Consider the following 12,311-nt stretch of genomic DNA (forward strand, 5'->3'; position numbering starts at 1 on the left):
GCCTCGACGGCGCCGGGGGCTCACCCGTGCGGAACGATCAGATCGGTCGGGACGTCATCCGAAGGCCAGCTTGTCGCCCCAGCCCGATCCGATGACCGTCTTCACCGGGGGGTTGGTGTTGGTGGTCGACGGGTGGTAGATGGCCATGTGGCCGTCGGACTTGAAGCGGGCCCAGATGTCCGGGATCCCGTCGTTGTTGATGTCCGGGATGCCGATCGCCGCGTCGACGTTGGCCTCGGTCCAGCTGGTGCCGAAGGCCTCGTCCCCGGCGACCGCGTTGGCCGCCAGCATCAGCGAGTTGAGGTCGACGCTGCCCGCCACCGCGCCCGGCTTGCCGCGGCGGAGGTACATGGTGCCGTTGTCCAGGTTCCGCCAGAGGAGGTCGGGCGTGCCGTCCTTGTTCATGTCGGCCAGGTTGACGATGTCACGGCGCGCCCAGGCGTCCGGGTTCATCTGCGTCGCGGTCTGGAAGGCGCCGCCGGTGTAACCCGAGAGCACCCAGAAGCCCGCCGCGTCGCGCAGCACGATGTCGGGCAGCTTGTCGCCCGTGATGTCGCCGAGGACCTTCATCTGGATCCAGGTGGACGGCGCGGGCGCGTTCGCCGGGAGCCGGACCTTCATCCGCTGCGCCACGTCGAAGGAACCGTAGCCGTCACCGGGGTAGAGCCAGAAGCCGCCGTCCGGCGTGCGGGCGAACAGGTCCGTCGTGCCGTCACCCGGGTAGACGTCCTGGTAGTGCCCGATCAGCGCGGCCTTGTTGCCGAGCGTGGACGCGGCGTCGTACCAGTGGCCCGGCGGGTTCAGGGTCGTCGTGCCGTCCTTGTTCCTGAGGTACGAGGACGTCAGCTGGCCGTACAGCTCGCCACCCGGCTGGTCCGTGCCGCCGGCCGGCTGGCCGGGATACGTCCGCAGGACACCGGTGGCGTCGATGACCATCAGGTCGGGGGTGCCGTCGCCGCCCACGTCGCCGGGGCTGTCGGCGGAGTCCTTCGGCGGGACGTAGGTGGTGTAGTCGGTCCGCGCGCTCGCGTTGCCGAGGCTGTCGTAGGCGTACACCTGGAGGGTGTTGGGGCCCGCGTTCACCGGCTTGAGGGCGGTGACGGTGGCGAGGCCGTTCGCGTCGGCGTTCACCGTGACCGGGGCGACGCCGCCCCACGCGTACGTGAACTTCACGGCGCCCGGCGACTCGAAGGTGATCGGGCCGGTCTGGCCGAACTTCACCGTGGCCCAGGTGGCGCCGTCCGAGGTGGTGCGCAGCCAGACGTCACTGGTGACGATCGGCTGCGAGGGGCCGCTCGGGTCGACCGTGATGCGGCAGGGCTCGGTGCCCGGCGGGTAGTTGGTGGACGTCGCGCCCGCCAGGTCCTCGCCCATGGCGTCCCACGAGAAGGTGGTGTTGGCGGTGATGTCCTTCAGCAGCGGATCGGTGACCGGGATGGTCAGCGAGGCGGTGCCGCCGGTCTGACCGATCGTGACGTAGGTGCCGGTCGGGACCGTGCCGCCCGTCTTCCAGAACCGGAAGCGGACCCGCTTCATGTTGTTGTCGGGGTCCTTGGCGGTGACCTTCAGGGTGATGTTGGTCTTGCCGACCGTCACTCCCGCGCCGGGGCCGGGGGTGCAGGGACCGCCGGGGGTCGAGGTGCCGGCGGTGGGCTCGGACGGGTTGCGGTTGTAGACCGCCTCGATCGTCGCGGAGGTCGCCCTGAACTTGCGCCAGGTCTGGCTGTCCGACTCGCTGGTGGCACGCATGCCCAGGGTGAGGGTGGAGCTGCCCTGGTCGGTGGCGTACTGCGCGGCGGACTTGACGTTGAAGGCCTCGTAGTCGTCCGGGCAGGAGGACGAGGACCAGCCGTGCGCGAAGGACTTGCGCTGGATCTCGGAGGACCAGCTCGGCTGCGCGTTCCACGTCGTACCGGACGAGATGGCGCCGGTGCGCCACAGCTGGAACTCGCGCGTGGTGCAGGACCAGGAGTGGTTGTTGAGGACCTTGAAGGTGGCGCTGGTGATCTCCGCGCCCTTGATGGTCTTGTCCCAGTCCATCCGCCAGAACGAGCGTGCGGTGCCGCCGGTGTCGCTCTCGTGGCCCACGCGGGCGTCGGAGGTGCCGGAGGAGAAGTTGGTGCCGTTGAAGAAGCTGGTGCTCGGGTACGGCTTGTACGCGACGGTCCAGGCGTCCCAGCCGGGGTTCAGCGGCGGGTCGACGTACAGCGGGTACGTGACGTCCTTGCGCGTCGCCAGGCCGGTGGCGGCGAAGCCCAGGCCGAGCCGGGCGGCGTGGGTGTTCTCGCCGTCCAGGGTGATCGGCAGGGGCGCGGACCGCGCGCCGGGCTCGACGCCGGTGAGGCCGGACAGCTTCAGCACGTCGGCGGGCGTGGCGACCGACGTACGGTTCGGGGTGCCCTGGGGCAGCTCGGGGTCACGGCCGCTGGAGTCCCACGCGAACGGCGTCGGGATCGAGGCGACCTCCTTGCCGGCCCCGTCCAGGACCTGGACCCGGCTGGCCTTGCGGTCCTGCCGGAAGGTGGCCGTGCCGGAGCGCAGCCCGTAGGTGACGGTCTTCAGGGACTGCTGGGCCGCGGCCTCGGGGGTCTTGACGATCAGGACCTGGGCCAGACCGCCCTCCTCGCGGGCCACGAGCAGCAGGTCGACCCCGGGGAGGACCTCCGGGTAGAGGGCGCGCGGACCGTCGAGCACCGGCTCGGGCAGCGTGCCCGGCCAGGTGTAGGCGATGGTGTGCCCGGCGTAGTCCACCTCGGCGAGCACCGTCTCGCCCGGGGCCTCGGCGCGGGCGAAGGAACGGTCCGCACGGGTCTTCCGCGCGTTGCCGCTCGCGAAGCGCACCGGAACGGCGGGGTTCGCGGGTGCGATGCCGAGCCCGCGGGGGGCCTTGGCCGAGCGCTTCAGCCGGTTGTCGACGGGAGCCCAGTGGCCCTCGGCGTTCTTCGCCCGGGTGGGCGCGGCCGTGATCCGGGTCTTGAACTGTCCGTCGGGCAGGGCCCAGGTCAGCGCGGTCTGGGTGGTCGCCGTGTCGACGAGCACCTGCTTGCCGGTGCGGACGGCTTCGGCCACGGCGACGGCTTCGTCGCGGGGACCGGTCGAGGCGGGGGTGACGTCGGTCGTCCCGCCCGCTGTGGTCGGGGAGTCGGCGCTCGGCTGCCACCAGGGCAACAGGGCGGCGGTGAGGGCGGCCAGTACGAGGCCTAGGGTCAGGGACAGCCGCGTGCGCGTGCGCACGAAGGGGCTGAGAAATCGGGGCGGCGCGGTCACGGCGGTCTACTCCCGTGGGAACCAAGCGGATTGGGGACAACACGGACAGCCCCGAACGGCAGGCCGCGGGGCAGAAGGCGCGCACACGATCACACACGTGAAGGGCAGCGTCTACGCGTGGAGATGTTGTGAACCCGTTATGCAAACGCGGAACCGATGTGAGGGCTCGTCAACTACGGCCGGTTAAGGGCTTTTGTGGGGCCCTATTGACGGCAATCGGCAATTTCATCCGAACTGCCGGGTCGGTCGTAAGCGGAGTGGTCTGGTCCAGTTCAGCCTGTGACGGGGATCACTTCGACGCGCGTAGCCCGCATGGATCGATCTTGAATCTGTGTCGTACATGACAGAGAGTGCGCACGCACGCGCCTGAGCCAGGCGTGTGCCGTTTGGTGTTTCCGCACCTCGTCCGTTGTCTGAATTGCCAGGGTGGGAGTCGACGCGCATGCGTGCTTCAGGTCCGCTGTCATGGCTGGGGCGGGGACGCCCAGCCATGACGGAGTCACAACGAAGGCGCCGGCGGCGAAGCCGCGCGGCGATCGTCCTCTTGTTGTCCTCGACATTGACGGTGACCAGCCTGGGCGGGCAGGCGCTCGCCATCCCCGGTCCCGGCATGAACCGAGAGAAGGACATCGCCCAGGTCGACCTCCCGGACCTGCCGAAGGCCACCGAGGTCGACGGTGACGAGGCGTCCGAGAAGAGCCTGACCCTGGCTCCCGAGGATCCCGCCGACCCCTACAGCCCCAAGGCCGTCGCGCCGTGGACCTCGGGCACCGGCAACGCCCCGATCGCCGCGACCGACACCCCCGGCACGACCGTGCCCGTCACCAACGGCACGACCACCCTGCCGGTCGCCATCGGCGTCCCCGAGGGCGGCGACGCCGCGGCCCTCGCCGGCAACTGGACCGTGGGCGTGGCCCCGCAGACGACCTCGCAGGACGCGGGCGTCTCCGGCATCATCATGAAGCTCACCCCGCCGGCCACGGTCGACCCGGCCGCCGAGGTGGCGGTCAGCATCGACACCACCGGCTTCGCCGACCTCTACGGGCCCGAGGCGGCAGACCGCTTCGGTCTGGTGCTGCTGCCCGAGTGCGTCTACTCCTCCCCGACCACCGGCGACTGCGCCGACGGCGGCGGCACGAGCCCGATGTCCCTCTCCGACGGGGACAAGGACGTCAAGAACGGCAAGAAGCACTTCCAGCGGCTGGACAGCACGGTGGAGACCGTGCCGGCCAAGGACGCGCCCACCAGGGCCACCGCGGTCAAGAACTCCCCCACCCGCAAGATCCTGAGCGGCACCGTCCCGGTCTCCAGCCTCGTCGGCGAGGGCTTCGTCCCCGCCAAGGCGACGAAGGCCTCCTACCAGGACGGTGTCCAGCCCGCGGTCGCCGCGAACGGCGGCGCCGCCCTCGGTGGCCTCGACACCGGCGCCTCGGGCTCCGGCGACTTCACGGCCTCGCCGCTGCTGTCGTCCGGCGCCTGGGCGGCCGGCTCCTCCTCGGGTGCCTTCACCTACTCCTACGACGTGCAGGTCCCGGAGACCGCCGGCGGCCTGATGCCGAAGGTGTCCCTCGGGTACTCCTCGCAGACCGTCGACGGCCGCACCTCGTCGAGCAACAACCAGGCCTCGTGGATCGGTGACGGCTGGGACTACAACGCGGGCTCCATCACCCGCACGTACGCCAACTGCCGGCAGGACTCCAAGAAGGACGGCTCCAACAACAAGACGCACCGCACCGCGGACCTGTGCTGGGGCTCGAACAACGCCACCCTCTCGCTCGGCGGCATGACCACCGAGCTGGTGTGGGACGCGGCCAAGAGCAAGTGGTTCACTGCCAACGGTGACGGCTCGAAGATCGAGCAGGTCAAGGGCCAGGCCACCGGCAACGGCGCCAAGGACGGCGAGTACTGGATCGTCACCACCAAGGACGGCACCAGGTACCACTTCGGCCTGAACAAGCTGCCGGGCTGGTCCGACCACGGCACGGCCGCCGACGACCCGACGACGGACTCCGTCCTGAACGTCCGCGTCTACGGCAACCACCCGGGCGAGGACTGCTACAAGGGCTCCACGACCGACGACTGGAAGAACTCCTACTGCACGCAGGGCTGGCGCTGGGGCCTCGACTACGTCGAGGACGTCCACGGCAACGCCATGTCGCTGTGGTGGAAGAAGGACCAGAACTACTACGCGCCGAACTTCGACTTCTCGCACCCGATCTCGTACGACCGGGACGGCTGGCTCGACCACATCTACTACGGCCAGCGCAGCGACAACATCTTCACCGCGACCGCGCCGGCCCGGGTCGGCTTCACGGTCGACGAGCGCTGCTACACCGTCGACGGCGTCACCTGCACCGAGGCCAACTTCACCTCGAAGGACCCGCGCAACTACCGGCCCTGGTTCGACACCCCGGTCGACCTGCGCTGCGAGTCCGGCAAGAAGTGCTGGAACGCCGGCCCGTCCTTCTGGACACGCAAGCGCCTCGCCAAGATCACGACCTCGGCCCAGCGGCGCACCGACACCGACGCCCGCCAGGCCGTCGACGAGTACGAGCTGACGCAGAGCTTCGCCGCGAACGGCGACCCGGACCACGCCGACCCGCTCAAGACCGGCCCGAACACCGCCCTGTGGCTGGAGTCCGTCCAGCGCACCGGCTACGCCCGCAAGGGCAGCACCGACGCGAGCGTCAAGCTCAACTCGGTGTACTTCGAGGCCAACGCCGAGGACATGCCGAACCGCGTCAAGGCGGTCCACCCGAACCGGCCCGGCTTCTCCCGGCTGCGCATCGCGCGCGTCATCAACGAGTACGGCGGCGAGACCGTCGTCCGCTACAAGCCGATCACCGGCGACTGCGCCAGCGGCGCCCTGCCGCTGCTCGACCAGCAGCCCGGTGAGACCAGGGACGCGGCCATGGCCCGTCTCCAGGCCCAGCTGAAGACGAACGACCGGCTCTGCTACCCGTCCTTCTGGAACCCGGACCCCGAGGTCGAGGACATCGACTGGTTCCACAAGTACGTCGTGGACACCGTCGAGGAACTGCCGAACATCGACGGCAGCTTCAGCACGCGGACCGAGTACGGGTACAAGAACCCGGCCTGGAAGCTCGCCGAGGCCGAGTTCACCAAGAAGTCCCAGCGCACCTACTCGCAGTTCGCGGGCTTCGAGCAGACCACGGTCCTCACCGGCCCGGTCGTCGAGGGCACCGCGGACGCCCCCGGTCAGCGCTCCAAGGCCGTCACCCGCTTCTTCCGGGGCCTCGGTGCCACGGTGCCCGTGAAGGACATCACCGGCGCCGAGATCGCCAAGGACGAGGAGCCCTTCGCCGGCCGGATCGCCGAGGAGCTCACGTACACCGACTCCACCAAGGCCGACTCGGACTGGCTCTCGCGCTCCATCACCAAGCCGGAGGCCACCGAGCTCGCCAGGCGCGACCGCGACGACGGCCTGAGCCCGCTGCGGGCCTGGCGGGTCACGGAGCCGGAGGAGACCGCGTACACGAAGTCGTCCGGCACGAACACGGACGACCCGCGCACGGTCCGCTCGGTGAAGACGTCGACGACCTACGAGTCGACGTACGGTCTGCCGACGCTGGTGGAGTCGCTGGGCGACGTCGACAAGAGCGGCGACGAGTCGTGCACCAAGCTGGAGTACCTGCACCAGACGACGAAGAACATCATCGGTCTGTCGAAGCAGGTGCTGGTCTCGCCCACCCTGTGCGCAAACGCCAACTGGACCGACCTCAGCACCCTGAGCGACGCTAGCCGTACCTCGTACGACGGCACGCCCTACGGGACGGCGATCGCCGCCAACACCCGTGGTCTGGCCACCGAATCGTGGTCCCTCAAGGGTGACGGCACCGGTTTCCGGTCCAACGGCACCACGGGCTTCGACTCCGTCGGCCGCGTGATCCGGGAGACCGACCCGGACCAGATGCAGCAGGCGAACCCGAAGTCCTCGACCATCAGCTACGACTCCATCGGGCCCGCCACCGGCCAGGTCTTCAAGGTCACGACGACCAACGAACTCGGGCACACCCAGGTCCAGGAACTGGAGCCGGGGCGCTCGACCACGCTGAAGACCACCGACGCCAACGGCTACGTGAGCGAGGCTGTCTACGACCCGCTGGGCCGTCTCGCCGAGGCCTGGGCTCCGGGGCGTTCTCCCGGCTCCGGCGTGCCGGACTTCCGCGCGGTCTACACGATCCCGGCGGAGGAGACCGACCCCAGCGACGCGAAGATCAAGATCCGCAAGCCTCCGTACGTCACCACCTACGCGCGGGGCTACGAGAACAGGATCGAGACCTCCGTCACCCTCTACGACGGCCTGGGCCGCGAGCGTCAGACCCAGGAGGAGGCGGACAACGACGCCGGCTGGTTGATCACCGACACGCTGTACAACAACTCCGGTGAGGTCTACCAGACCAACAACGCCTACCTGACGCAGGACGCGAAGCCGGGCGAACTGTTCAGCCCGCTCGCCGACACGGCCGTCCCCAACATCACGCGCTACACCTACGACGGTCTCGGCCGCGTGTTGAAGGAGACGCCCTACCTGAAGTGGATCGACCCGACCACCAAGGAGTCCTTCTCGAAGGCCTACGAGGACCGGGCCGTCAGCTACGAGTACGGCGAGGACTGGTCGAAGGTCATCCAGCCTCAAGGTGACTCGTCCTACCGGGTGTGGACCGACGCGCTGGGCCGGACCCTCCGCACCGACACCTTCAACCCGGCCGCGCCGGGGGGCTTCACGTCGACTCGCTACGAGTACGACCAGCACGGCCAGGTCGTGAAGGCGACGCCTTCCGCGGATCAGACCCACCCCTGGACCTGGACCTACGACCACAACGGGCGTGAGGAGACGGCCACCGACCCGGACACCGGCACCACGCGCACCCAGTACGACAACCGGGGTCGCGTTCTCACCGTCACGAATGCCCGCGGTGTCAAGGTCTGGAGCGGCTACGACGAGCTGTCGCGGCCGACGCAGCAGCGTGTGGACAGCGCGGGCGGTGCGCTGCTGGCCGAGTTCACGTACGACACCACGCCGGGCGGCAAGGGGATGCCCGCGTCCGCCGTCCGCTACACGGACGGCCTGGCGTACACGCAGAAGATCAACGGCTACACGAAGGACTACCAGCCGACCTCCACCACCCTTTCGCTGCCGCAGTCGATCGCCGACACGTGGGGGCTGAGGAAGGACTACGACTACGGCTACAGCTACTCGGACACGGGTGCGCTGGAGGAGACCACGCTGCCGGCGGTCGGCAAGTTCGACGCCGAGAAGCTGGTCGTTCGCTACAACAAGGACGGCAAGCCGCTCTCGATTTCCGGCAAGGACTGGTACGGCTCCGAGACGGCCTACTCCCCGTACGGCCAGGTCCTCCGTTCCACCCTTGGTGCCCAGCCCTACCGGGTGTGGACGCAGAGCTCGTACGACGAGGCCGGTGGTGAGCTCCAGGAGCAGTCGGTCTACCGGGAGCAGAACACCGCTTCCCTGGTCGGCGGCAACCTGGTGTCGAACCGGGCGTACACCTACGACCCGGCGGGCAACGTCACCTCGATCCAGGAGAAGTCCGTCGGGATCGACGAGCGCCAGTGCTTCGTCTACGACCCCATCGGTCAGCTGAAGTCGGCCTGGACCTCCAAGGACCAGACGACCTGTGTCAACCCGCGCAACGCCGACGGTTCGCTGAACAAGAACACCGACGGCACGATGCGGGTCGCCGCCGGCGCGGACGGCTCCGGCTACTGGCAGGAGTACGAGTACGACCTGGTCGGCAACCGCACCAAGCTGACCGAGAACGACCTGTCCGGCGACAGCACCAAGAACGCGGTCACCACGTACGCGTACGGCAAGAACGCCGCCAAGGACCAGCCGCACACGCTGACCAAGGTGTCGAAGGCCTACAAGACCCCCGCGGGGGCGCAGGTCACGGCCGAGGCCACGCGGCTGTACGAGCTGACCGGCGAGACCAAATCGGTCACGTCTATCCAGAACGGTGACAAGCAGGACCTGACCTGGACGTTTGATGGCAAGGTCGACCGGATCACCGGTCAGGGCAGTGGTGGCAAGACCCCGTACGTGGGTCTCGGCCAGAAGTGCCTCGACCTGAAGTCCGGTCTCGCGGCCGCAGGCCAGGGCGTCCAGCTGTACGGCTGCAACGGCACGGTGGCGCAGTCCTGGCACTTCGACCCGGCCCCGGGCCAGGCGGACGCCAACGTCGGCACCATGGAGGTCTACGACACCTGGTGTCTCCAGCCGGCGGCGAACACCGCGGGCTCGGCGGTCCAGCTGCAGAAGTGCGGCACGACCACCGCGGCCGCGACCGCGCAGCAGCTCAAGCGCAACGCGACCGGTCAGCTGACCCACGTCGCCTCCGGTCTGTGCCTCGCGGTGCAGGGCGCGGCGAACGTGAACGGCACCGCGATCGTGCTCGCCACCTGTGACGCGGCCCAGGCCGCCCAGCAGTGGCTGGCGCAGAACGACACCCGCCACATCTATGCTCCGGACGGCGAGCGACTGCTCACCATCCAGGGCAAGCAGGCCACGCTGAACCTGGGCGAGGCGCAGGTCACCGTCCAGGCGGGCGGCGTCCTCGTGCGCACCGAGCGCACCTACTCGGCACCGGGCGGCGCGATCCTGCGCTACGCCAACGGCACGGGCTCGGAAACGCTCAACGCGCTCACCATGGATCACCAGGGCAGCGTGTACTCGGAGGTCGCCCTCTACGCCGGCATGCCGGTGCGTGTACGGAAGCAGGACCCGTTCGGCAACCAGCGCGGCGCCGACACGGCGGGGCAGAACATCCAGACCCACGAGGGCTTCCTCGGCAAACTCCGGGATGACGCCTCCGGCTACATGCCGCTGGGTGCCCGTCTGTACGACCCGGCGGTCGGGCGCTTCCTGTCCGCCGACCCAGTGCTCGACGTGAACGACCCGCTGCAGTCCAACGGGTACGCCTACGCACAGAACAACCCGGTCACCTACTCCGACCCGACCGGTGAGTCGATCGCTCTGACCGCTTCCGAGCGCGCCGCTGCCCTGGCCGGCGCCGGTCTGTCGGCCGCCCAGGTCGCTCAGGCGCAGGCGATGCAGGGCAAGTCCCTGACCTCGGTGATCCTGGCTGTCGCCTGGGAGACGCTGAAGGACTTCATCGGCATCAACGACGCCATCGCCTGTTTCGGCGGCGACATGTGGTCCTGCGTCAGCATCGTGGTCGACGCCATTCCCTGGGCGAAGCTCGGGAAGATTCCGGCCGTCATCAAGGCGGTCAACCGCACGATTGACGCCATCAAGGCGTTCAAGGTCGCGAAGCGGGCGGCCGAAGCGGTCCTCAAGGCGGCCAAGGCTGCCGAATCAGCCGCGCTGAAGGCCAAGAAGCTGGCGATCGAAAAGGCCAAGAAGGAGGCCGCGCAGAGAGCCAAGAAGAAGGCAGCCGAAGCCGCCAAGAGAAAGGCGGAGGCTGCGGCCGCCGCGAAGCGCAAAACCGGAAACAACGTCCACAAGCAGGCCCAGGCCAAGGCGGCACCCAAGTCCTCTTCGCACACGGGCGGACGTGGGAAGAATTCCTCCGGTGGCGGCAAGGGCTCCGGTGACGGGGGCAAGAGCGGCGGAGGCGGCGGCAAGTCCGGTGGCTCCGCCCGCAGCAAGGGTGGAACCAGCGGCAGCGGTGGCTCCGGCAAGGTCGACGGCGACAGTGACGCCGGCGCGGCCGGCGCTTCGTGCCCGATCAACAACAGTTTCGTGCCGGGCACGAAGGTGCTGATGGCGGACGGCACCACCAAGCCGATCGAGAAGGTCAAGGCAGGCGACAAGGTCGTCGCGACCGACCCGAAGACCGGCGAGACTCGCATCGAGACGGTCACCGCTCGAATCAAGGGACAGGGTCTCAAGCACCTCGTCAAGATCACGATTGATGCCGACGGGGCCAAGGGCTCGAAGACGGCCGAGATCACGGCGACCGACCGCCACCCCTTCTGGGTGCCCACGCTGCGCAAGTGGGTGGACGCCACCGATCTCACGGCCGGCCAGCGGGTCCGGACCAAGACGGGCTCCGACGCGTCGATCACATCGGTCCGGCACTGGGTCGCGCAGGGTGCGACGGTCCACAACCTGACGGTCTCCGACATCCACACGTACTACGTGCTGGCCGGGGACACGACCGCTCTCGTGCACAACTGCGGAGGTACCGTCGGCGGTCACACCGCCGCGTGCACGTGTGCCTCGGGCGGGCCTCCGGTGGGACCGATCAACGCCCATCTCGCCGGCAGCACCCACCCGGTGACGGGCGTGCCGTTCGACGCCCAGGGATTCCCGGACTTCAGCAACTACCGGGACCCCGCCACGCCGGATGTCGTCATCACCCTGACCGGTAACAGACGGAAGGATTTCGCTGCGGCTGACAAGGCAGCCGGAATCACGGCGTCGTACCGAAAGGGGAAGTGGACGTGGAACCATCACCAGAACTGCGGAGTGATGCAGCTCGTCGACATGTCCGTTCACGCGAAGACCGGCCATACCGGCGGGTTCTCGATCTGCTAGAGAGGAGTCTGTGATCGTGATCTTCGATCAGGCGGAAGAGTCCGAGTTCGTCGGTCCGCCGGTGGACGCCGAGATGATTCGGCAGGCCGAGGACGTTCTGCGGGTTCGCCTGCCCAAGAGCTACGTCGATCTGCTGGCCGTCCAGAACGGCGGCCTGCTGAAGAACCGGTGCTTCCCCACGGAGTTCGCCAATTCCTGGGCGGACGACCACATCTGTGTCGACGCGCTCTGGGGCGTCGGCGGCGATTGGGGAGTGGACGTCGTGTCACCCGGCCTGATCGCCGAATGGCAGTACCCCGAGATCGGTGTCGTCCTGGGCATCACGCCCTCGGCGGGTCACGACACGGTGATGCTCGACTATTCCGAGTGCGGACCGCTCGGTGAGCCCTCCGTGGCGTACGTCGACGAGGACCGGGTGCCTCGGCGCCTGGCCGACTCCTTCACGGAGTTCGTGAACGGCCTCGTCTCTTGTCGCACGTACGGCGATGACGAGGACTGATCT

3 protein-coding genes are annotated in these 12,311 nt (G+C 68.8%); 2 read left to right on the forward strand and 1 reads right to left on the reverse strand.

Annotated features, from left to right (window positions below; genetic code table 11):
• Nucleotides 1-54: 54 nt before the first annotated feature.
• On the reverse strand, nt 55-3,267 hold the full coding sequence (locus ACGF1Z_RS23910) for an FG-GAP-like repeat-containing protein (protein ID WP_393007171.1): 3,213 nt from the start codon (nt 3,265-3,267) through the stop codon (nt 55-57).
• Nucleotides 3,268-3,877: 610 nt separating this feature from the next.
• Here ACGF1Z_RS23910 and ACGF1Z_RS23915 point away from each other — a divergent pair.
• Nucleotides 3,878-11,809, forward strand: coding sequence for a ricin-type beta-trefoil lectin domain protein (locus tag ACGF1Z_RS23915; RefSeq protein WP_393007842.1), 7,932 nt, complete (start codon nt 3,878-3,880; stop codon nt 11,807-11,809).
• Between the two features lie 16 nt (nt 11,810-11,825).
• Nucleotides 11,826-12,308, forward strand: a complete 483-nt coding sequence (locus ACGF1Z_RS23920; RefSeq protein WP_393007173.1) for an SMI1/KNR4 family protein — start codon at nt 11,826-11,828, stop codon at nt 12,306-12,308.
• The last annotated feature ends 3 nt before the right edge of the window (nt 12,309-12,311 follow it).

Source organism: Streptomyces sp. NPDC048018, from assembly GCF_043202995.1.
Lineage (GTDB): Bacteria > Actinomycetota > Actinomycetes > Streptomycetales > Streptomycetaceae > Streptomyces.